This window comes from Sphingomonas sp. M6A6_1c (assembly GCF_053345135.1).
On sequence record NZ_JBKEZO010000003.1, the window covers coordinates 166,980 to 188,217 of the forward strand.

At 70.0% G+C, this 21,238-nt stretch carries 19 protein-coding genes; 15 read left to right on the plus strand and 4 right to left on the minus strand.

All coding sequences use genetic code 11. From position 1 onward, the window contains the following. Nucleotides 1-74 precede the first annotated feature (74 nt). From pncB to ACLBWH_RS06915, 9 genes are all read left to right on the plus strand, one after another. Nucleotides 75-1,379 carry a nicotinate phosphoribosyltransferase gene (gene pncB, locus ACLBWH_RS06875; protein WP_447797734.1) on the plus strand — a complete coding sequence of 435 codons (1,305 nt, stop codon included), beginning with the start codon at nt 75-77 and terminating at the stop codon, nt 1,377-1,379. Nucleotides 1,380-1,463: 84 nt separating this feature from the next. Continuing rightward, on the plus strand, nt 1,464-2,360 hold the full coding sequence (locus ACLBWH_RS06880) for an NAD(P)-dependent oxidoreductase (protein ID WP_447797736.1): 897 nt from the start codon (nt 1,464-1,466) through the stop codon (nt 2,358-2,360). A 37-nt stretch (nt 2,361-2,397) separates the two neighbouring features. After that, nucleotides 2,398-3,108, plus strand: coding sequence for a phosphocholine cytidylyltransferase family protein (locus ACLBWH_RS06885; protein WP_447797738.1), 711 nt, complete (start codon nt 2,398-2,400; stop codon nt 3,106-3,108). Beyond that, on the plus strand, nt 3,105-4,214 hold the full coding sequence (locus ACLBWH_RS06890; RefSeq protein WP_447797740.1) for a hypothetical protein: 1,110 nt from the start codon (nt 3,105-3,107) through the stop codon (nt 4,212-4,214). The genes ACLBWH_RS06885 and ACLBWH_RS06890 overlap by 4 nt, the downstream gene beginning before the upstream one ends. Before the next feature lie 312 nt (nt 4,215-4,526). Next, nucleotides 4,527-5,648, plus strand: a complete 1,122-nt coding sequence (locus ACLBWH_RS06895; protein ID WP_447797742.1) for a CDP-alcohol phosphatidyltransferase family protein — start codon at nt 4,527-4,529, stop codon at nt 5,646-5,648. After that, complete coding sequence (locus ACLBWH_RS06900; protein ID WP_322848673.1) at nt 5,645-7,009, plus strand: lipopolysaccharide biosynthesis protein; 1,365 nt, start codon at nt 5,645-5,647, stop codon at nt 7,007-7,009. Before ACLBWH_RS06895 ends, ACLBWH_RS06900 begins: the two co-directional genes overlap by 4 nt. Nucleotides 7,010-7,171: 162 nt before the next feature. Then, entirely contained in the window at nt 7,172-8,188 is a 1,017-nt protein-coding gene (locus ACLBWH_RS06905; RefSeq protein ID WP_447797744.1) for a diacylglycerol/lipid kinase family protein, read from the plus strand. Next, nucleotides 8,185-9,099 (plus strand): hypothetical protein, encoded by a 915-nt coding sequence (locus ACLBWH_RS06910; protein WP_447797746.1) that lies wholly within the window; start codon nt 8,185-8,187, stop codon nt 9,097-9,099. Before ACLBWH_RS06905 ends, ACLBWH_RS06910 begins: the two co-directional genes overlap by 4 nt. Then, entirely contained in the window at nt 9,078-9,845 is a 768-nt protein-coding gene (locus ACLBWH_RS06915) for a nucleotidyltransferase family protein (RefSeq protein WP_447797748.1), read from the plus strand. The genes ACLBWH_RS06910 and ACLBWH_RS06915 overlap by 22 nt, the downstream gene beginning before the upstream one ends. Nucleotides 9,846-9,848: 3 nt before the next feature. On the opposite strand, the gene ACLBWH_RS06920 is transcribed toward ACLBWH_RS06915, so the two are convergent. Next, nucleotides 9,849-10,550 (minus strand): HAD family hydrolase, encoded by a 702-nt coding sequence (locus tag ACLBWH_RS06920; RefSeq protein WP_447797750.1) that lies wholly within the window; start codon nt 10,548-10,550, stop codon nt 9,849-9,851. Nucleotides 10,551-10,639: 89 nt separating this feature from the next. Between ACLBWH_RS06920 and ACLBWH_RS06925 the strand changes: the two genes are divergently transcribed. Continuing rightward, nucleotides 10,640-11,404 (plus strand): hypothetical protein, encoded by a 765-nt coding sequence (locus ACLBWH_RS06925; RefSeq protein ID WP_447797752.1) that lies wholly within the window; start codon nt 10,640-10,642, stop codon nt 11,402-11,404. Nucleotides 11,405-11,520: 116 nt separating this feature from the next. Here the strand turns inward: ACLBWH_RS06925 and ACLBWH_RS06930 are convergent, their stop codons facing one another. Next, complete coding sequence (locus ACLBWH_RS06930) at nt 11,521-12,411, minus strand: prephenate dehydratase (protein WP_322849081.1); 891 nt, start codon at nt 12,409-12,411, stop codon at nt 11,521-11,523. A gap of 115 nt (nt 12,412-12,526) precedes the next feature. On the opposite strand from ACLBWH_RS06930, the gene ACLBWH_RS06935 reads away from it, so the two are divergent. Further along, complete coding sequence (locus ACLBWH_RS06935) at nt 12,527-13,225, plus strand: c-type cytochrome (protein ID WP_447797754.1); 699 nt, start codon at nt 12,527-12,529, stop codon at nt 13,223-13,225. Nucleotides 13,226-13,592: 367 nt separating this feature from the next. On the opposite strand, the gene ACLBWH_RS06940 is transcribed toward ACLBWH_RS06935, so the two are convergent. Both ACLBWH_RS06940 and ACLBWH_RS06945 read right to left on the minus strand, forming a co-directional pair. After that, on the minus strand, nt 13,593-14,468 hold the full coding sequence (locus ACLBWH_RS06940; protein ID WP_322848680.1) for an LOG family protein: 876 nt from the start codon (nt 14,466-14,468) through the stop codon (nt 13,593-13,595). A 144-nt stretch (nt 14,469-14,612) separates the two neighbouring features. Then, nucleotides 14,613-15,281: an extensin family protein gene (locus ACLBWH_RS06945; RefSeq protein WP_447797756.1), complete on the minus strand. Its 669-nt coding sequence runs from the start codon at nt 15,279-15,281 to the stop codon at nt 14,613-14,615. A gap of 133 nt (nt 15,282-15,414) precedes the next feature. Between ACLBWH_RS06945 and ACLBWH_RS06950 the strand changes: the two genes are divergently transcribed. The 4 genes from ACLBWH_RS06950 (at nt 15,415) to ACLBWH_RS06965 (ending at nt 21,199) form a co-directional block, all read left to right on the plus strand. Continuing rightward, a complete protein-coding gene (locus ACLBWH_RS06950) occupies nt 15,415-16,569 on the plus strand; it encodes a phosphoserine transaminase (RefSeq protein WP_447797758.1) in 1,155 nt (384 codons plus the stop codon). 125 nt (nt 16,570-16,694) lie between these two features. Continuing rightward, on the plus strand, nt 16,695-18,272 hold the full coding sequence (gene serA, locus ACLBWH_RS06955) for a phosphoglycerate dehydrogenase (protein ID WP_447797760.1): 1,578 nt from the start codon (nt 16,695-16,697) through the stop codon (nt 18,270-18,272). An 84-nt stretch (nt 18,273-18,356) separates the two neighbouring features. Beyond that, nucleotides 18,357-19,457 (plus strand): ATP phosphoribosyltransferase regulatory subunit, encoded by a 1,101-nt coding sequence (locus tag ACLBWH_RS06960; RefSeq protein ID WP_447797762.1) that lies wholly within the window; start codon nt 18,357-18,359, stop codon nt 19,455-19,457. 452 nt (nt 19,458-19,909) lie between these two features. Further along, on the plus strand, nt 19,910-21,199 hold the full coding sequence (locus ACLBWH_RS06965) for an adenylosuccinate synthase (protein ID WP_322848685.1): 1,290 nt from the start codon (nt 19,910-19,912) through the stop codon (nt 21,197-21,199). Nucleotides 21,200-21,238: the final 39 nt, after the last annotated feature.

The window sequence follows — 21,238 nt, forward strand, 5'->3', positions numbered from 1 at the left end:
TCAGACAAGCGTAGGCGGCGTGCCTGCCCTTGGGAAGCCTTGGCGCGTCGCGGCATCCGGGCTAGCGGGGCGGCATGGCCGTTACCGACATCGCGACGCGCACCTGGGATCACAATTGGCGGCTCGACCCGATCGTGCGCAGCCTGCTCGATACCGATTTCTACAAATTGCTGATGTTGCAGATGATCCGCCATTTGCACGGCGACGTCGACGCCACCTTTCGCCTGATCAACCGGACCGCGTCGGTGCGACTCGCCGACGTGATCGACGAGGGGGAGTTGCGTGCGCAGCTCGATCACGCGCGCAGCGTGCGCTTCGCCAAGAAGGAGCTGATCTGGCTGGCGGGCAACAGCTTCTACGGCAAGCAGCGGATGTTCGCGCCCGACTTCATCCAGTGGCTGAGCGAATTCCAGTTGCCGCCCTACGAACTGCACCGCGTGGACGGCCAGTTCGAGCTGACGTTCGACGGGCCGTGGACGCATACGACGATGTGGGAGATTCCGGCGCTGGCGATCGTCAACGAGCTGCGCGCGCGCGCGGCGTTGCGCGACAAGGGGCGGTTCGCGCTCGACGTGCTCTATGCGCGGGCGAAGGCGAAATTGTGGGACAAGGTGGAGCGGCTGCGCGCGCTGCCCGATCTGGTGATCTCCGATTTCGGGACGCGGCGGCGGCATGGCTTCCTGTGGCAGCGCTGGTGCGTCGAGGCGCTGAAGGAGGGGCTTGGCAGCCGCTTCATCGGCTCGTCCAACGTGCTGCTGGCGATGGACAACGATCTGGAGGCGATCGGCACCAATGCGCACGAGCTGCCGATGGTGCTCGCCGCGCTTGCCGACGACGATGCCGGGGTGGCGAGCGCGCCGTATCGCGTGCTGGAGGAATGGCAGGCGCATTACGACGGCAACCTGCGCGTCGTGCTGCCCGATGCGTTCGGGACGGCGGCGTTCCTGCGCGATGCGCCCGATTGGGTGGCGGGCTGGACAGGCTTTCGCCCGGACAGCGCGCCGCCGGTCGAGGCGGGCGAGCAGATCATCGCCTGGTGGCAGGCGCACGGCCAGGACCCTGCCGAGAAACTGCTGATCTTCTCCGACGGGATGGACGTCGATTCGATCGAGCGGGTGTACCGGCATTTCCATGGCCGGGTGCGGATGAGCTTCGGCTGGGGGACGAACCTGACCAACGACTTCCGCGGCTGCGACCCCGATGGCGCGGCGGGGCTGGAACCGATCTCGCTGGTGGCGAAGGTGACGCGCGCGAACGGGCGGCCGGCGGTGAAGCTGTCCGACAATCCCGCCAAGGCGACCGGCGAGCCGGTGGAGATCGCGCGCTATCTGCGGATTTTCGGGACGGACGGGCGGCGGGAGAGCGTGGTCAGCGTGTGAGGGGGGCTTCCCGTTCGTCATCCCGGCGGACGCCGGGATGACGAACGGAGGGGACGGATCGACGGCGGATGCGTTGAGCCTCCCATGATCGACATCCTCGCGCTTTCGCCGTTGCCCGATACGCTGGCCCCCTCGCTGGCCGGGCGGTTCACCGTTCATGTCGGGCTCGACGCCGCGCCGCTCGACCGCATACGCGCATTGGTCGGCGGTGGGGCGATGCGGCTCGATGCCGCTATGCTCGCGCGACTGCCGAAGCTCGAAATCGTTGCGGTGCATGGCGTCGGGCATGACGGGATCGACAAGGATGCGCTCGACGCACGCGGTATTGCACTCGCGATCACCGCGGGGACGCTGACCGAGGATGTCGCCGATCTCGCGATCGGGCTGTGGCTGGCGGTCGAGCGGCGGATCGCGGGTAACGATGCCGCGGTGCGCGGCGGCGGCTGGGACGTGCCGCTCGCGCGGCGCGCATCGGGGCGGCGGATCGGGGTGTTCGGGCTGGGCGCGATCGGGCGGGCGATCGCGGCGCGGGCGGCGCCGTTCGCATCCGAGCTGCTGTATACCGCACGTAGCGAGAAGGACGTGGCGTGGCGGTTCGTGCCCGACCTGCGCGCGCTGGCGGCGGCGAGCGACGTGCTGTTCCTCGCCGCCGCCGCCGGGCCGGAGACCGACGGTGCGGTCGACGCCGGGGTGCTGGCGGCGCTGGGGCCGCAGGGCGTGCTGGTCAATGTCGCGCGCGGATCGCTGGTGGAAGAGGCGCCGTTGATCGCGGCGCTCGACGCGGGCGGGATCGCCGGGGCGGGGCTCGACGTGTTCGCCGACGAACCCACGGTACCCGCCGCGCTGATCCGCGACGCGGTCGTGCTCTCGCCGCACCAGGGATCGGCGACGGTGGAGGCGCGCGCGGCGATGGCAGCGATGGTCGTCGCCAATCTCGACGCGCATTTCGCCGGGCGGGAACCGCCGGGGCTAGTGCGCTGATTTGGCGCGCGATGCGGGCCGCGCTACAGGCTCGCCGATGCAAGCTGTAATCCTCAGCGCGGGCATTGGCTCGCGGTTGCTGCCGCTGACGCGCGAAATCCCCAAATGCCTCGTCGAGGTCGGGGGGCGCAGCATCCTCGACCATCAGCTGGCGGCGCTGCACGCGGCGGGGGTCGCGCAGGCGGTGATCGTCGGCGGCTATCGCTATCGCCAGATCGGCGCGCATCTGTCGCGGGCCGCGCCGCCGCTGCCGGTGCGGCTGCTGTTCAACCCCTTCTGGTCGGTGGCGAGCAGTATCGGCAGCGTGTGGATGGCGCGCGACCTGCTCGGCGACCCGTTCGTGCTGATGAACGGCGACACGGTGTTCGCGGCCGAGCTGGTCGCCGCGGCGATCGATGCGCCGGGCGACGGCGTCGGCCTGCTGGTCGAGCCGCTGCGCGCGGCGGTGACCGACGACATGCTCGTCACCGTCGCCAACCGGCAGGTCTGCGCGGTCGCCAAGGATCTGCCGCTCGACGTCGCGACTCATCGCTCGCTCGGCGTGATCGTGTCGCAGGGCGGCAACTCCTATGCGGAGGCGCTGGAGCGGGTGATCGCGCGCCCCGAAGGGCTCCACGCCTTCCATCATGCGGTGATCGCCGAATTGGCAGGCTATGCGCCGGTGCGCGCGATCGTCGCGGGCGAGGGGGCGTGGCAGGAGATCGACCAGCCCGAGGATATCGCCGCCTGGACCGGCCGGCACGGATGAGGACCGACGTCGCCTTCCTGTTCCTCGGCGAGACGTTGCTGATCCCGCATCTGTACCCGGTGCTGGAGGCGCTGGTGGAGCAGGCGCCCGGACGGCGCGTCGACATATGGGTGGCGACCTCGATGCACGAGGGGTTGGTGCACAGCTGGCTGGGCGCGCGGCCGGGGGTGCGGGTGCGGCGGGCGCCGGGCTATCGCGATCTCGGCGCGTGGGCGGCGGGGCGCAATCCGCCGCTGCCTGCCAAGCTGCCGCTGCTTGCGCGGCTCGCGCCGTTGCTGTGGGGGACGCGGGTGGTGGTGTCCGCCGAGCAGACCAGCCTGTGGATTCCCGCATTGCTGCCGACGCGCAGCCGCTACGTGAACATCCTGCACGGCGCGGGGTCGATGATGAATCGCGACGACCGGCGCCGGAAGGCGGCGACGCTGACGATCGTCGCGGCGGACCGCGAGCGGGCGGCGCTGGCGGCGCATGGGGTCGATCCCGCCGCGGTCGCGGTGACGGGGTATATCAAGGCGGGGTTCCGGCAGCGCAGCCGGGCCGCGCTACAATTCGCGGAGCCGCGGCCGGTGCTGTTGTATGCGCCGCACTGGCAGCGGCATCGCTCGTCGTGGTGGGACTGGGGCGAGGCGGCGGTGCGGCGGATCGTCGCGTCGGGGCGCTACAATCTGATCTTCGCGCCGCATCAGCGGCTGACCGAGAAGGCGCCCGGGCTGCGCGGATTCGCGGCCGGGCTGGCGGGGCGGGGGGACGTGCACGTCGATCTCGACAGTTTCGCGATGGTCGACGGCAGCTATACCGCGGCGGCGGACGTCTATCTGGGCGACACCTCCAGCCAGGTGGTCGAATTCCTGATGCGGCCGCGGCCGTGCGTGTTCCTCGATCCGCGCGGCGTCGATTGGGCGGGGGATGCGAGCTACGATATGTGGCGGGCGGGGGAGGTGGTGACCGACCTCGACGTGCTGCTGCCGGCGCTGGAGCGGGCCGTCGCGATCCATCCGCGGTTCGTCGACGAGCAGCGGTGGTTCGCGGCGGAGTCGCTGGGGGATGTCAGCGGGGTCGCGCCTGCGCGCGCGGCGGCGGCGGTGCTGGCGGTGTTGCAGGGGTAGTTCGCGCGAAGCCGCGAAGGCGCGAAGAGAAAGAAGGTTTGTTCGCGCGGAGGCGCGGAGGCGCGGAGGTGTTGCGTTCGGGGGGCGTCCTGCTCTTCCTTATATTCGTGATACTTGCGATGTCGCCTCCAAATGGCTCGTAGCCCCGGACTGGTTCGATGCCTCTGCTAGGTTCACCAGTGCTCCTGCGTGCGCAGGAGCACTGGGCGGTTGCGGCTTCGCGCGAACCGAAACGCCACACCGGCAGCCCCCACATGCGGCTGCGACCACCAACGGCTATCCGGATCGTGCGGGTGGCGCTATCCGGCGGGGATGGTTGCCAATCCTTCGACCCTGCCGACCGTCGTCCCGGTCGGCGACAATCCCACGCCGATCTGGGGCATGACCAACGCCGAGCGGCTGCGGCGGATGGCCGTCGCGCGCAAGCTGCGCTTCGGCGAGGCGGTCGGCGACGACGTGCTGCTCGCCAATCTCGCCTTTGCGTTCGATCCGTCGTGGCTGCCGCATCTGCTGGGCCGGCCGGGGACGGTGCTGACCCGCGCGGGCGTGCCGGTGCTGGCGCATGTCGCCGCCGGGGACGCCGAGCGGGTGAAGGCCGCGATGCTGGCCGACCGGCCGGTGGCGCTCGACGGGCTCGCGGTGATCGAGGCGGAGGATGAGAACGGCATCTTCAACGAGGCGCTGCGCAAGCGCGAGCGGCCGTTCGCCGATCGGCTGACCCCGGCGAGCGTCCCCGCGATCGAGCGGGCGAGCTATACCGGCGCGTACAAGGGCGTCACCGATCTCCTCACCAAATATCTGTGGCCCGAATGGGCGCTGTGGCTGACGCGGCTGTGCGCGCGGGCGGGGATCTCGCCCAATCAGGTGACCGCGATCGGATCGGTGCTGTGCATCGTCGCGACGATCGCCTTCTGGTACGGCTGGTTCTGGAGCGGGCTGGCGATCGGATTGGTCTTCATGGTGCTCGACACCGTCGACGGGAAGCTGGCGCGGTGTACGATCACGTCGTCGGCCCTGGGCAATGCCTGGGATCATGGCGTCGACCTCGTCCATCCGCCGTTCTGGTGGTGGGCGTGGGCGACGGGGTGCGCGGCCTATGGCCGGCCGCTCGACCATGACACGTTCGTCGCGGTGATCGCGGCGATGCTGTTCGGCTATGTCGCGCAGCGGCTGATCGAGGGCGCGTTCATCGCCAGGTTCGGGATGCACATCCACGTCTGGGAGCGGTTCGACAGCCGCTTCCGGCTCGTCACCGCGCGGCGCAACCCGAATATGGTGATCCTGTTCGCCGGGCTGCTGGTCGGGCGGCCCGACTGGGGAATCGTCGCGGTGGCGGTGTGGACGATGCTGTCGCTGGTCGTCCACCTCGTCCGGCTGGGGCAGGCGATGGCGGCGAAGGCGCGCGGGCGGAGGATCGTCAGCTGGCTGGCGTGACCCCGGAATTGCCCGACGCCGGCGTCGAGGCGGGGATCGAGGCGGGGATGTTCCCCGGCGGGCCGATGCGCGCGATCGCGCGCAATCTCGGCTGGATGCTGGCGAGCCGCGGCGTGCTGGCGGTGCTCAGCCTCGTCTATCTGGCGATCGTCACGCGCACGCTCGGCGTATCGGGATTCGGCCGGTTCGCGCTGATCACCGGCGCAAGCCAGGCGCTCGCCACCGTTGTCGGCTTCCAGACGTGGCAGATCATCGTCCGCTACGGCACCGAACATCTCGCTCCCGGCGGCGAGACGCGGCTGGCGCGCCTGTTCAAGGCGTGCGGGCTGCTCGACATGGCGAGCGCGGTGATCGGGGTGATTCTCGCCGCGATCATCATCCGCACCTGGGGCGAGCCGCTCGGCGTGCGGCCGGTGCATATGCGCGCGACGATGCTGTTCACGATCGCGCAATTGCTGTCGATCCGCTCGACTCCGCTCGGCATCCTGCGGCTGCGCGACAGGTTCTCGTTCGCTGCGGCGGCGGACAGCGTGACGCCGGTGATGCGGCTGCTCGGCGCGGTCGTCGCGGCGGTGTTCGTGCCGAGCGTCAGCGGCTTCCTCGTCGCCTGGGGGCTGGCCGAGGTGTTGACCGCGGCGGCCTATTGGGCGGCGCTGGCGCGGACCGGCGACCTCAAACTGCTGTTCGCGCGCGGCATCGGCGTGCGCGACGTGGTGGTCGATCATCCGGGGATCATCCGCTTCTCGCTCGCCACCAACGCCAGTTCGTCGCTCGGCCTGTCGAGCAAGCAGATCCCGCTGCTGCTGGTCGGCGGCACCGTCGGCACCGCCTCGGCCGGCGCGTTCCGGCTGGCGCTGCAACTGGCGCAGGCGCTGACCAAGGTGTCGCAATTGCTCGCCCGCGCCGCTTTCCCCGAGATCGTGCGCGCGGTCGCCGCGGGGGGACTCGCGCGGGTGCGGCGGATGATCCTGCGCTCGTTCCTGATGGCGACCATCGTCGGCGCGGTCGCGTTCCTGCTCGTCGTGCTGCTCGGCCATCCGGTGCTGACGCTGATGGGCGGCAAGGCGTTCGGCCGCGCCTATCCGATCCTGCTGTGGCTCGCCGCCGCGGGATGTATCGACCTCGTCACCGTCGGGTTCGAACCGTTGCTGCTCGCCGCCAACCGGATCGGCGCGACGTTCATCGCGCGCGCCGTCGGCATCGTCACGCTGTTCGGCGTCAGCTTCTGGTTGAGCCCGTCGCTGGAGGTGATCGGCGTGTCGATCGCGGTGCTGGTCAACGCCTTCGTCGTCGCGATCCTGCTCGGCCTGGCGACGCAATCGCTGCTGCGGGTGAAACCAAGCGACCCGGCGCGAGTTTGACCGCGACAGGCTGAACGAGCGAAATTGCGAAAATATCGGCGCAAATTCTTGTTGGGGCCGTAATCCTGCCCATTTCCTCTGTGACAGTTTGATGAAGAACTCGTGACGGAAGGGCGCAGGTTGGCGACTCGGATTGATGGACGATTGCCGGCCGGGCAGACAATGGCGGAACGCGTTGGCGACGCGCTGTGCCGCCGCAACGCGCTGCCGGACGCACCGCGCACCGGCCGCCTGCCGGTGCCGCGCGTGCCGGCGCCGGCGCCCGCCGTACTGCGCGTCGGGGTGATCGCCAACGGGCGCAGCCATCGCAACCTCAAGCAGGGCATGCGGCTCGACCACTGGCCCGACGTCTCCTATGCCGCGCCCGATACGTTCGAGGCACTGGAAGAGACGCTGCGCGATTATGCGGCGCGCGACATCGGGCTGCTGGTGGTCAATGGCGGCGACGGCACGCTGCGCGACGTGATGACCGCGGCGGCGCGCGTGTTCGACACGCTGCCGGCGATGGCGATCATCCCGTCGGGCAAGACCAATGCGCTGGCGCTCGACCTTGGCATTCCCGACGATTGGACGGTGCGCGACGCGATCGCGGCGGCGCGCGCCGGCCGATTCGTCCAGCGGGCGCCGGTCGAGATCCTGCGCGGCGACGACCGGCGGCCGGCGGCGCGCGGCTTTCTGCTCGGCATGGGCGGCTTCGTCCGCGCCACCGAACTGGCGCAGAGCACGCATCGCGTCGGCGCGTTCAACGGCGTCGCGGTGGCGTTGTCGCTCGGCTGGAGCATGGCGCAGACGCTGTTCGGCGGCGCCGACAACGAATGGCGCCGCGGCACGACGATCCGCGTCGGCGAGGACGGCCGCACGCCGGTGACGCGGCAGCTGTATCTGTTGCTCGCCTCGACGCTGGAGCGGATGCCGGTCGGGCTGAAGCCGTTCGGGCGGCCGCGGCCGGGGCTCAAGCTGCTGACGGTCGATGCGCCGCCGCGCCACCTGTTCCGGATGCTGTCGCCGATCCTGACCGGCACCGCGGGCAGCCCGGCGGTGGCCAAGGGCTTCGCGCGCACCGATCCGCACCAGCTCCGCGTCACCGCGGACGAGGGCTTCATCCTCGACGGCGAATTGTTCGCCGGCGGCGACCTGACCATCCGGGCGGGAGCGCCGATCCGGTTCGCCGCCCCGTGACGCAGACGTTGCTGTCGTTCGTCGCCGACGAATTGGAGGCGGAGGTGAGCGCGCCGATCGCCGCGGCGGCACGCGAGGTGACGCGGCGGCTGGGCGGCGTCGCGGTGCTGTTCTACGGATCGGTGCTGCGTACCGGCGACCTGGACGGCGTGCTCGACTTCTACGTCCTGACCCAGCCGGCGCGCGGCTGGGGATTGCGCGCCTGGGCGACGCGGACGCTGTGGCCGGACGTCAGCTTCCACGAGATCACGCTCGGCGCGCGGGTGATCCGCGCCAAGGTGGCGGCGATGCCGCTCGACACCTTCTGCCGCGCGGTCGAGGGGCGGACGATCGACACGACGATCTGGACGCGCTTCGCGCAGCCCGCCGCGCTGGTCTGGGCGGCCGATCCGCTGGTGCAGGCGCGGGTGGTGCGCGCGGTGGCCTATGCCGCGGCGACGGCGGCGCGGTTCGCCGCGGTGCTCGGGCCGCAACATGGCCGGCCGGCGGATTTCTGGCTGGCGCTGTTCCGGCAGACCTATTCGGCCGAATTGCGCGTCGAGGCGCCGGGGCGCGAACGGCAGATCCTCGCCTTCGTCCCCGACCGGTTCGACGCGCTGCTGCCGCTGGCGTGGCAGGGGGCGGGGATCGGTCACGAGCGGCGGGGCGGCGATTATGCGCCCGTCGTCGCCGAGCGCGACGTACGCGCGACGCTCGCCGCCTGGTGGCTGCGCCAGCGGCTCGGCAAATGGCTCAACGCGGCGCGGCTGATGAAGGCCGCCTTCACCTTCGAGGGGGCGGGCCGCTACGGCTTGTGGAAGCTGCAACGCCATACCGGCGTCGACCTGCCGCTGACGCGCTGGCGGGAGCGGCATCCGATCCTCGCCGCGCCGGGGGTGATGTGGCGGGTGTGGCAGACGCGCGCGTCATGAGCGTCAACGCGCTGGTGCTGGCGGGATCGCGCGGTGGCGTCGATCCGCTGGCGGACTATGCCGGGGTCGCGGACAAGGCGCTGATCCGGATCGATGGCGCGACGATGCTGGAACGGGTGGTCGTGGCGCTGCGCGCGGCGGGGGCGGCACGGATCGCGGTGTCGGCCAATGCCCCGGCGGTGCGTGCCGAGGCGCTGCGGCTGGGCGCCGAGCCGGTCGATGCGGCGGCGGGGCCGAGCCTCAGCACGTTGCAGGGATTGCGCGCGCTGGGCGCGCCGTTGCTCGTCACCACCGCCGATCATGCGCTGCTGCGGCCCGAATGGATCGCCGACTTCCTTGCCGATGCGCCGACGGAGGCGGATGTCGCGGCGCTGCTGGCGCGGCGCGACCTGGTCGAGCGCGACGCGCCGCCGACGCGCCGTACCTATCTGCGCTTCGCCGATGGCGGCTGGTCGGGGTGCAATCTGTTCCTGCTGCGCACGCCCGCGGCGGAGGCGGCGATCGGGCTGTGGATGTCGGTCGAGCGGGACCGCAAACGGCCATGGCGGATCGTCCGGCGGCTGGGGCCGGGGACGCTGCTGCGTTATGCCACCGGGCGGCTGACGCTGGATAGCGCGCTGGCGCGGCTGGGTGCGCTGGTCGGGGTGCGGGCGGCGGCGGTGGCGGCGCGGCACGGACTGGCGGCGGTCGACGTCGACAAGCCCGCCGATCTCGATCTGGTGCGCGGGCTGATCGAGCGGGGCTGACGCTCAGTCGTTCCAGTCGACGATCCGCCAGCCGCGCTGCCCGGCGACGCGGCGCAGCGCCGTGTGCGGATTGACCGCGATCGCCTCGTCCGCCCAGTCGAAACTCGGCACGTCGGAGACATGGTCCGAGTAGACGCGGACGTACGCGGCGGCGCGGTCGATGCCCTCGTCCGCGAGCCATGCGGCGATCATCGCGCGCTTTCCGGGACCGTAGCAATTGCCGCCCGCGATCCGCGGCAGCAGGTGGCCGCGCGCGTCGATCGCGGTGGCGGTGGCGATCAGTGCGTCGGCGGCAACGTCGCGTGCGATCGCCTCGGCATAGAAGCGATAGGCGGCGGTAGCGACGACGATGCGATAGCCGGCGGCGCGGTCGGCGGCGATCTGCGCGCGCGCCTTGCGGCGGATCTGCGCCGGACCGAAGCGGACGAGCCAGTCCGCCGCGAGCCGCTCCGCCCGCTCCGGCGACAGCGTGCCGAGCGCCGCGCGGTGCATCACCTGCTTCAGCCGGTCGCGGTGGATCAGCCCTGCGCCCTTGAGCGCCGCCGCGCCGAGCACGACCGGCAACAGCGCCAGCCGCCACGGCGCGTGCCGCAGCACCGCGTGAAGCAGGAACGGCGTCCAGGTCGGCGCGCGGGTGATCGTCCGGTCGAGGTCGTAGATCGCGATTCGCCGAAGCGTTTCAGGCGGGTAGGCTGTCGGCTGCATGACGTCGCGATGACAAGCGAAGGTGGCATTGGCATGGCGGCGCGCAAGTGGTTGCGGCGCGCCGATCCGCGCGCTACGCGCAGCGTCCCATGCGGTCCTATCAGCCTTCGTCGGACCGTCGCCGGGCAATCTCCCTCGCCCTGACGATCGCCGCGCATCTGCTGATCGCGTTCCTGCTGTGGCAGCTCGCGCCGGTGTTCGACCAGACCAAGGAGCCGGGACGGTCGCTGACCGTCAACATGCTGCCGGTCGGCGACAATGAATCGACCGCGACCAAGTCGACCAAGGCGCCCGCGCGCGCCGCCGCCAAGGCGAGCCGCCGCACCGCGCCCGAGCCGCCCGCCGCACCCAAGACGCCGGCGCCCGACACCTCCGTGCCGCCGCCGGTCGATACGCCGTTCCCCGGCTATCTGGTGCTCAACAAGAACGATTTCGCCGCCTCCGACGTCGGCAAGATGCCGTCGCGCAAATCGGGGGGCAGCGCGGGCAAGCAGCTCGCCGCGGCGGATGGCGCGGGCGACGGCGATGCGGGCGATTCGAGCGCGGCGGCGGGCATCGGGCCGGGCGGGCAGCGATTGTACAACGCCGAATGGTATGTCGAGCCGGCGCAGTCGCAGCTGTCGCCCTATCTGCCGCCCAACGTCCCCAAGGGCGCCTGGGCGGAGATCGCGTGCCGCACCGCCGCCCGATATACGGTCGAGGATTGCGTCCAGCTCGGCGATTCGCAGCCGGGATCGGGGCTCGCGCGCAGCATCCGCGAGGCGGCGTGGCAGTTCAAGGTCCGCCCGCCGCGGATCAACGGCAAACCGCAGATCGGCGCCTGGGTGCGCATCCGGATCAGCTTTACCAAGTAATTCCTCCCTCCCGCAGCGGTGGAGGGGGCGTTGCCGCAAACGCCGAGCTGACCGTATTTTCCCCCTCCGTCAGTGCTTCGCACTGCCACCTCCACCCCGGCGGGGGAGGAATTGGGTTACCCCCGTTCCCGTGCCCGCCGGTACGTGCCGAGCAGCCGCAGCCATTTGGAGTGGAAGCCGAGTTCCTCCAGCGCGTGGTCGACCGCGGGGTCGCCGGGCCGGCCCTCGATATCCGCGTAGAATTCGGTCGCGGCGAACGTGCCCGAGCGCTGGTAGCTTTCCAGCTTGGTCATGTTGACGCCGTTGGTCGCGAAGCCGCCCATCGCCTTGTAGAGCGCGGCGGGGACGTTCTTCACCTCGAAGATCAGCGTCGTCATCCACGGGCCGTCGCCGACCGGCGGCTTGCCGCCACGCGCGAGCACGACGAAGCGCGTCGTATTGTGGTCCGCGTCGGCGATGTCGACACCGAGCAGGTTGAGCCCGTACAGCGCCGCCGCGCCCGGCGGTGCGAGCGCGGCGATCCGCGGGTCGCCGCGTTCGGCGACATAGGCGGCGGCGCCGGCGGTGTCGGGATAGGAGACCTGGTGGATGCCGTGCGCCTTCAGCCAGTGGCGGCACTGGCCGAGCGCCTGCGGGTGGCTCATCGCTTCGCGCACCTCGTCGCGGCTGCCGGTGGCCATCAGCGCGTGGCGGATCGGCAGGAAGTGTTCGCCGGTGATCACCAAGCCCGACTCCGGCAGCAGGAAATGGATGTCGGCGACGCGGCCGTGCAGCGAATTCTCGATCGGGATCATCGCGCAATCGGCGCGGCCGTCGCGCACCGCGTCGATCGCATCCTCGAAGGTGAAGCAGGGCAACGGCAGGCCGTCGGGAAAGGCTTCGGATACCGCGACATGGCTGTTGGCGCCGGGCGCGCCCTGAAAGGCGACCGCGCGATCCGGGCTGGCGGCGGCGGCGGCGGTCATCGCGGCGACGAGCGGGCGGGCGGGGGCGGCATAGGTCTCCATCGCGCCGAGGCGGTAGAGCGCCTGCCGCCGGCCAGCAAGCGCATGCTTGCGGAGCCAGACGCCGTTTCCTATGGGTTCACGGCGCAAAGCAAAAAATAGGGGCAGCGTTAGGCAGATGGATAACCGCACCAACACGATCGCCGGGTGGACGCTGGCAGCCTGCGGGATTGCGCTCGGTCTGTCGATCGTCGGCGGCATGGCCTTCCATAGCGAGCGCCCCGAGAAGCTCGGCTATGCCATCGAAGGCGTCGAGGCCGAAGGTGCCGCCGGCGGCGCCGCCGCCGAAGTGCCGATCGCCACCCTGCTGCCCACCGCCGACGTCGCCAAGGGCGCGGAAGTGTTCAAGAAGTGCGCTGCCTGCCACACCGTGACGCAGGGTGGCCCGAACGGCATCGGCCCGAACCTGTACGGCACGCTGGGCGAGGGCATCGGCCAGGGCAAGGGCGGCTTCGCCTTCTCCGACGCGTTGAAGGGCGTCGGCGGCAATTGGGACTTCGACAAGATGAACGCGTGGCTGACCAGCCCGCGCAAGTTCGCGCCGGGCACCAAGATGACCTTCGCCGGGCTCGGCAATCCGCAGGATCGCGCGAACGTGATCGCCTATCTCAATTCGCAGGGGTCGAACCTGCCGCTGCCCGCGGCGCCGGCGGCGGGCGCAGCACCGGCCAAGCCCGATGCCAAGGCGCCGGCGGGCAAGGATTCGGTGACCAACACCGATGCGGTCAACAACCTCGGCAACACCGGCACGCCCGCCTCGGGCGCGCCGTCGGTCGATCCGAACGCCGCGATCGAAGGCGCCAAGGCGGGGAAGTAAGCGGGTCTGCCGCTGATTAGCTGGCGTTCCGATCCATCCTCACCCCGCGCCGGCGTCGCCGTCTTGCCCCCTCTCCCTCGATGGGAGAGGGGAGGCGAAGCGGTGAGGGTAAGGGAGTATCCCCAACCCGATCGTCATCCCCGCCTCCGCGAGACGTCTGCAAACGTCGGGGCGGCACGCATCAAGGCCGTACCCCGCATCAAGGCCGTACCCCGGCGAAGGCCGGGGCCCAGTTGGGTGAAGGTTTGTAATAGCTTACGACGGCCTTCCCAACTGGGCCCCGGCCTTCGCCGGGGTGCATCGGGAGCTTTGCGAAGGTTTCCCCTTCGCGGGGATGACACTTATGGGTGGGGGGTGGGCAGGCGCCTTACCCCTCCTTCTTCGCCTGTTCCTCGTAGAATTCGCGCACGACGTCCCACGCCTCTTCTGCGGTCTCGACATAGGTGAAGATGCCGAGGTCGCGCTGGCTGACCACGCCTTCGTCGACCAGCGCCTGGAAGTTGATGACCTTCTCCCAGAATTCGCGGCCGAACAGCAACACGGGAATCGGCTTGATCTTGCCGGTCTGGATCAGCGTCAGCAGCTCGAACAATTCGTCGAACGTGCCGAAGCCCCCGGGGAACGCCGCCAGTGCGCGGGCGCGCAGCAGGAAGTGCATCTTGCGCAGCGCGAAATAGTGGAACTGGAAGCTCAGCGACGGCGTGACATAGGGGTTGGGCGCCTGTTCGTGCGGCAGGACGATGTTGAGCCCGATCGATTCGGCGCCGACATCCGCCGCGCCGCGGTTGGCCGCCTCCATGATCGACGGGCCGCCGCCCGAGCAGACGACGAACTGGCGCATGCCGCGCTGATCGCGCGGTACCCGGCTGGCGATCTGCGCCAGCTCGCGGGCGACGTCGTAATAGCGGCTCTTAGCGACGAGTCGCTCGGCGATCGCGCGGCTGGCGTCGTCGCTCGCCATCTCCAGCATCGCATGCGCCTTGGCCGGCTCCGGAATGCGTGCCGAGCCGTACATCACGAAGGTCGAGGCGATCTGCGCCTCCTCGAGCAGCAATTCGGGCTTCAGCAGCTCGAGCTGGAAGCGGACGGGGCGCAAATCCTCGCGCAGCAGGAAGTCCATGTCCTGGAAGGCGAGCTTATAGGCGGGATGCTCGGTCTGCGGCGTCGAGATCGCCTGCTGCGCGCTCGCGGCGTCCTGGCTGGCGCGGGGGAAGACCCGTTCGGGAAGGCGTGTATCGGTCATCCGCGGGCGTTAGAGCAAAGCCCGAAAGGGCTCAACGCCCGATCTGCCTGGCGCAGTGTCGCCGCCCTCGGCACCCCGGCCTTGCGCCGTGGTCGCGCTCGGTTCTGCTCGCCGCCAGCGAGATGCCGGATCCGCTCGCGATCGTCACCGGCACAGGCCGGCGCGATCGTCTTCGAGGTGCAGATGGTTGCGATGCGCGGCGTTATAGGCCGGCGACAGCACCGTGCCGAAGCGCTTGCAGGCCGAGGCATGGATCGTCGAGAGGAAGCGCTGGACCTGCGGATCGGGCGAGGTCCAGTCGCCCAGGATCGTCACCCGCCGCCCGTCCTTGAGCGTCACGCCGCCGACGTCGATCGCATTGGCGATCGCATGGCCCGAACGGCGGTCGCCGCCGCGGCGCGTGCCGACGACGTTGCGGCAGGCATAGCTGCCCATGCTCTGCACGCTGGCGAGTTCGCTGCCGAGGATCTGGTACGCCGCCGGTGCCAGCGCATTACGCACCCAGCCCGAGAAGGCGCGCGCCTCGCCGCAGCGGATCGCGGTGATGCCGGTGACGGGCACGCCGATGTCGGTGAGCTGCACCGCGCCGGAAAGACCGCAACCGTTGCCGAAATCCTTGTCGGGCAGCACGCGGTAGCTGACGTCCATCTGGCGCAGGTCGGCAAGGCATTGCGCGGTCTGGCGGGCGGAGACGTTGACGATCGAATCACGCGGGACGGGCGCGGGCCGTTCGCGACGGCCGCAGGCGGCGAGCAGGGTCAGCATCATGACGATGCCGAGGATACGCGGATACTGGAACACGACCGCGATCATGCGCCAGACGGCCCGCCACAAACAAGTCCGGCCCGGCACGATCCCGGCTTGCGCGATGCACCGACCGTCTCTAGGGCGGTCGACGGGCCACGCCGCCCCAACGCGGCGCGTGCTCTCTGTGAGGAGAGATACATTGACGGATACCGCTACCGCACCCGCGTTGGGTGCGACCAAGCCTGCCACGAAGCCGGCTCGCCCCTTTTTCAGCTCCGGTCCCTGCGCCAAGCCTCCGGGCTGGGATGCGTCGCAGCTCGCCACCGAATCGCTCGGCCGCTCGCATCGTTCGAAGATCGGCAAGCAGCGGCTGCAATATGCGATTCAACTGATGCGCGAGACGCTCGGTCTGCCCGACACGCACCGTATCGGCATCGTCCCCGGCTCCGACACCGGCGCGTTCGAGATGGCGATGTGGACGATGCTCGGGCAACGGCCGGTCACGACGCTCGCCTGGGAGAGCTTCGGCGAGGGCTGGGTGACCGACGCGGTCAAGCAGCTCAAGATCGATCCCACCGTCGTCCGCGCCGATTACGGTCAGCTTCCCGACCTCGACGCGGTCGACTGGTCGAACGACGTGCTGTTCACCTGGAACGGCACCACCAGCGGCGTGCGCGTACCCAATGCCGACTGGATCCCGGCGGATCGCGAGGGCCTGAGCTTCGCCGACGCGACCTCGGGCGTGTTCGCCTATGACATCGACTGGGCGAAGATCGACGTCGCGACGTTCAGCTGGCAGAAGGTGCTGGGCGGCGAGGGCGGCCATGGCGTGCTGATCCTCGGGCCGCGCGCGGTCGAGCGGCTGGAAAGCTATACGCCGGCCTGGCCGCTGCCGAAGGTGTTCCGCCTCGTCTCCAAGGGCAAGCTGACCGAAGGTATCTTCAAGGGCGAGACGATCAACACGCCGTCGATGCTCGCGGTCGAGGACGTCATCGTCAGCCTCGAATGGGCGAAGTCGCTCGGCGAGCGGGGCCTGATCGGGCGGTCGGACGCCAATGCCGCCGCGCTGGACACAATCGTGGCGGAGCGCGATTGGCTCGGCCATCTCGCCGCCGATCCGGCGACGCGATCGAAGACCAGCGTCTGCCTCACCGTGGAGGGTGCCGACGAGGCGCTGATCAAGGCGATGGCGTCGCTGCTCGAGAAGGAAGGCGCGGCGTTCGACGTCGCCGGCTATCGCGACGCGCCGCCGGGGCTGCGCATCTGGTGTGGCGCGACCGTCGACACCGCCGATATCACGGCACTCGGACCGTGGCTCGACTGGGCCTACGCCACCGCCAAGACGGCGGCCTGACTTCAAACCGTCATCCCCGCGCAGGCGGGGATCCATACACGCAGGTCGTCGAAGGAGCCGCAACGTCAGCGGCTATGGATCCCCGCCTACGCGGGGATGACGATCGTTGTTCGAAGGAATTACCCATGCCCAAAGTCCTCATCAGCGACAAAATGGACCCCAAGGCCGCGCAGATCTTCCGCGAGCGCGGCGTCGAGGTCGACGAGATCACCGGCAAGACCCCGGAGGAACTGATCGCGATCATCGGCCAGTATGACGGCCTCGCGATCCGCAGCTCGACCAAGGTGACCAAGGCGATCCTCGAACATGCGACCAATCTGAAGGTCGTCGGTCGCGCCGGCATCGGCGTCGACAATGTCGATATCCCCGCGGCATCCGCCAAGGGCGTGGTGGTGATGAACACGCCGTTCGGCAATTCGATCACCACCGCCGAACATGCCATCGCGCTGATGTTCGCGCTCGCCCGCCAGCTCCCCGAGGCGGATGCCTCGACCCAGGCGGGCAAGTGGGAGAAGAACCGCTTCATGGGCGTCGAGCTGACCGCCAAGACGCTCGGCCTGATCGGCGCGGGCAATATCGGCTCGATCGTCGCCGACCGCGCGCGCGGGCTCAAGATGAAGGTGGTGGCGTTCGATCCGTTCCTCACCCCCGAGCGCGCGGTGGAGATGGGCGTCGAGAAGGTGACGCTCGACGAACTGCTGGCGCGCGCCGACTTCATCACGCTGCACACGCCGCTGACCGACCAGACGCGCAACATCCTCTCCGCCGAGGCGCTGGCCAAGACCAAGAAGGGCGTGCGGATCATCAATTGCGCGCGCGGCGGCCTGATCGACGAGGCGGCGCTGAAGGCAGGGCTCGACAGCGGCCATATCGGCGGCGCCGCGCTCGACGTGTTCGTCGAGGAACCGGCCAAGGCCTCGCCGCTGTTCGGCACGCCCAATTTCGTCAGCACGCCGCATCTCGGCGCGTCCACGACCGAGGCGCAGGTCAACGTCGCAATCCAGGTCGCCGAGCAGATGGCCGACTTCCTCGTCTCGGGCGGCGTCACCAACGCGCTCAACATGCCGAGCCTGTCGGCGGAGGAAGCACCCAAGCTCAAGCCCTATATGGCGCTCGCCGAAAAGCTCGGCAGCCTCGTCGGCCAGCTCACCACCGGCGCGATCACGCGCATCTCGGTCCATACCGAGGGCGCGGCGGCGGAACTGAACGCCAAGCCGATCACCAGCGCGGTGCTGGCGGGCTTCCTGCGCAACCAGACCGACACGGTCAACATGGTCAACGCGCCGCTGCTGGCGCGCGACCGCGGTGTCGAGGTGCGCGAGGTGCGTACCGAGCGCGAGGGCGATTACCACACGCTGCTGCGCGTCTCGGTGAAGACCGCCGACGGCGAGCGCTCGGTCGCCGGCACCTTGTTCGGCGATCAGGCGCCGCGCCTCGTCGAGCTGTTCGGCATCAAGGTCGAGGCCGATCTGGTCGGGCCGATGCTGTATGTCGTCAACGAGGACGCGCCGGGCTTCATCGGCCGGCTCGGCACCGCGCTGGGCGAGGCGGGGGTCAACATCGGCACCTTCCACCTCGGCCGCCGCTCGGCGGGTGGCGAGGCGGTGCTGCTGCTCTCGGTCGACGAGCCGGTCGACGGGGAACTCCTTGCCAAGGTCAAGGCGCTGCCCGGCGTCAAGACCGCGATGGGCCTGACGTTCTGATCGCGCCATGCTGATGGGGCAGGGGCAATGCCGTCGCGATACGGCGTTGCCCCCGTTCCCGCCCATGGATAGGGGAAGCGCACGATGACACCCCTGCTTCCCGAAGGCTTTCGCGACCGATTGCCGCCGCACGCCGATGCCGCCGCCGCCGTCGAGACGCGCGTGATCGAGGCGGCGCGCCTCTACGGCTATGAGCGCGCCGATCCGCCGTTGGTCGAATATGCCGATGCGCTGGGCTCGCGGCTCAAGGACGGCGCGCTGACCGATGCGGTGCGCTACGTCGATCCGGTGTCGCAGCGGACGCTGGCGATCCGTCCCGACGTCACCGCGCAGATCGCGCGGATCGCGGCGACGCGCATGGGGCATCACCCGCGCCCGTTGCGATTGTCCTACGCTGGGCCGGTGCTCAAGCTGCGCAGCCCCGAACTCGCCCCGGCGCGCGAATGGCGGCAGATCGGCTGCGAGCTGATCGGGCTCGATTCGATCCCCGCCGCGCAGGAGGTGGTCGCGGTCGCGGTGTCGGCGCTGACGGCGGCGGGGGCGACCGGCCTGTCGATCGATTTCACCTTGCCCGATTTGGTCGATACGCTGGCGGCGGGGCCGCTGCCGGTCGCCGCCGATCGGATCGCATTGCTGCAGGACCGGCTCGACGCCAAGGATGCCGGCGCCGTCGCGGCGATCGCCCCCGGCTATCTGCCGCTGATCGAGGCGGCGGGGCCGTTCGACAGCGCGATCGCGCGGTTGCGCGCCTTCGATACCGGGCAGGTGCTCGCCAGCCGGCTCGACGGGCTTGCCGCGATCGCGGCGGGGCTGGGGGAGGGCGTCGCGCTGACGCTCGATCCGACCGAGCGGCACGGTTTCGAATATCAGTCGTGGCTCGGCTTCTCGCTGTTCATCGCCGGTGCGGCGCGCGAGGTCGGCCGCGGCGGCACCTATGCGGTGATGCACGAGGATGGCGCCGAAGAGGCAGCGACCGGCTTCTCGCTCTATGCCGATGCGATCCTCGCCACCGCCGGCACGGTCGATCGCCGCCGGCTGTTCCTGCCCTTCGGCACGCCGGCCGAGGCGGGCACCACGATGCGCGCCGCCGGCTGGGTAGCGGTCGCGGCACTGACGCCCGGCGACACGCCCGAAGCGCAATTGTGCACGCACGTCTACGCAGAAGGTGAGGCGCGGGCGCTCTGATCGTTGCGCAGCCGTAAAGACCGATGACAAAGTCGCAGGCCGACGATTAGGCTGTCCGCGGCGGCGATCCTGCCGTCGATCCGATGGAGAGCATCATGTCGTTTGGCGACTTGTGCCTTTTCCTGGCGGCGTTGTTCGGCTTCGGCACCCTTCTGTTGAAGGTTGTCGAGGTGGCGCGTCACAGGTAGGCCACGGGCGGGGGGCGTGCGGCAACGCGTCCCCCAAACGAAAGAACCCCCGTCACGGCAATGACGGGGGTTCATCCAATGGCAAAGCCATGTCGTTTGGCACCTCCCTTATAGCGAATCCGCGCGGCGATGACAATCGCCCGCCCAACGGTTGACCCCGCGGGCGCACCCCGGTAGGCGCGCCTTCGCATCTCAGGACCGTTCGTGTGCCGAGTCCTGTCGAAGGGCGCACGGATCAACGCCGGCAGGCGGAGACCTGTATCCATGGCCAATGTAGCAGTCATCGGCGCGCAATGGGGCGACGAAGGCAAGGGCAAGATCGTCGATTGGCTCGCCGAGCGCGCCGACATGGTGGTCCGCTTTCAGGGCGGCCATAACGCCGGCCACACGCTCGTCGTCGGCGACAACGTGTATAAATTGTCGCTGCTGCCCTCGGGCATCGTCCGCGGCACGCCGAGCGTGATCGGCAACGGCGTCGTGCTCGATCCCTGGGCGCTCAAGGCCGAGATCGAGCGGCTGGCGGCGCAGGGCGTCTCGGCGACGCCGGAGACGTTGCGCATCGCCGACAATTGCGCGCTGATCCTGCCGCTCCACCGCGACCTCGACGGGCTGCGTGAGGATGCGTCCGGTGCGGGCAAGATCGGCACCACGCGTCGCGGCATCGGCCCGGCCTATGAGGACAAGGTCGGCCGTCGCGCGATCCGCGTCTGCGACCTCGCGCATCTCGATGATCTCGGGCCGCAGCTCGACCGGTTGCTCGCGCATCACGATGCGTTGCGCGCCGGCTTCGGCTCGCCGGCGATCGACCGCGACGGCCTGATCGCCGAGCTGCGCGACATCGCCGGTTTCGTACTGCCCTTCGCCAAGCCGGTGTGGCGCGACCTCAACGCGGCACGCGCGGCGGGCAAGCGCATCCTTTTCGAGGGCGCGCAGGGCGTGCTGCTCGACGTCGATCACGGCACCTATCCGTTCGTCACCTCGTCCAACACGATCGCCGGCACCGCGGCGGGCGGGTCGGGGCTCGGGCCGGCAGCGGTGGGCTTCGTGCTCGGCATCGCCAAGGCCTATACCACCCGCGTCGGCTCGGGGCCGTTCCCGACCGAGCTGGAAGACGAGACCGGCGAGCGGCTCGGCGTGCGCGGGCATGAATTCGGCACGGTGACCGGGCGCAAGCGGCGCTGCGGCTGGATCGATACAGTCCTGCTGCGCCAGTCGGCGGCGGTCGGCGGGATCACCGGGATCGCGCTGACCAAGATCGACGTGCTCGACGGCTTCGAGCAGGTGAAGATCTGCACCGGCTATCGCCTGCGCGGACAGGAGCTCGACTATTTCCCGGCGCATGCCGCGGACCAGGCGGCGGTCGAGCCGATCTACGAAGTCATGGAAGGCTGGCAGGAATCGACCGCGGGCGCGCGGAGCTGGGCCGATCTTCCGGCGCAGGCGATCAAGTACATCCGCCGCGTCGAGGAACTGATCCGCTGCCCTGTGGCGCTGGTCTCGACCAGCCCGGAGCGGGAGGACACGATCCTCGTCCGCGATCCCTTCGCCGACTGACGACGGACACGAAACAGCCGGGCGGTGTGACCCGCCCGG

Coding starts and splice junctions, on each gene's coding strand:
- ACLBWH_RS06965 (WP_322848685.1), top strand. CDS start 19,910: ATGGCCAATGTAGCAGTCATCGGCGCGCAATGGGGCGACGAAGGCAAG.
- serA (WP_447797760.1), top strand. CDS start 16,695: ATGCCCAAAGTCCTCATCAGCGACAAAATGGACCCCAAGGCCGCGCAG.
- pncB (WP_447797734.1), top strand. CDS start 75: ATGGCCGTTACCGACATCGCGACGCGCACCTGGGATCACAATTGGCGG.
- ACLBWH_RS06940 (WP_322848680.1), bottom strand. CDS start 14,468: ATGACCGATACACGCCTTCCCGAACGGGTCTTCCCCCGCGCCAGCCAG.
- ACLBWH_RS06895 (WP_447797742.1), top strand. CDS start 4,527: ATGGTTGCCAATCCTTCGACCCTGCCGACCGTCGTCCCGGTCGGCGAC.
- ACLBWH_RS06905 (WP_447797744.1), top strand. CDS start 7,172: ATGGCGGAACGCGTTGGCGACGCGCTGTGCCGCCGCAACGCGCTGCCG.
- ACLBWH_RS06885 (WP_447797738.1), top strand. CDS start 2,398: ATGCAAGCTGTAATCCTCAGCGCGGGCATTGGCTCGCGGTTGCTGCCG.
- ACLBWH_RS06960 (WP_447797762.1), top strand. CDS start 18,357: ATGACACCCCTGCTTCCCGAAGGCTTTCGCGACCGATTGCCGCCGCAC.
- ACLBWH_RS06945 (WP_447797756.1), bottom strand. CDS start 15,281: ATGATCGCGGTCGTGTTCCAGTATCCGCGTATCCTCGGCATCGTCATG.
- ACLBWH_RS06920 (WP_447797750.1), bottom strand. CDS start 10,550: ATGCAGCCGACAGCCTACCCGCCTGAAACGCTTCGGCGAATCGCGATC.
- ACLBWH_RS06880 (WP_447797736.1), top strand. CDS start 1,464: ATGATCGACATCCTCGCGCTTTCGCCGTTGCCCGATACGCTGGCCCCC.
- ACLBWH_RS06890 (WP_447797740.1), top strand. CDS start 3,105: ATGAGGACCGACGTCGCCTTCCTGTTCCTCGGCGAGACGTTGCTGATC.
- ACLBWH_RS06925 (WP_447797752.1), top strand. CDS start 10,640: ATGCGGTCCTATCAGCCTTCGTCGGACCGTCGCCGGGCAATCTCCCTC.
- ACLBWH_RS06935 (WP_447797754.1), top strand. CDS start 12,527: ATGGATAACCGCACCAACACGATCGCCGGGTGGACGCTGGCAGCCTGC.
- ACLBWH_RS06930 (WP_322849081.1), bottom strand. CDS start 12,411: ATGGAGACCTATGCCGCCCCCGCCCGCCCGCTCGTCGCCGCGATGACC.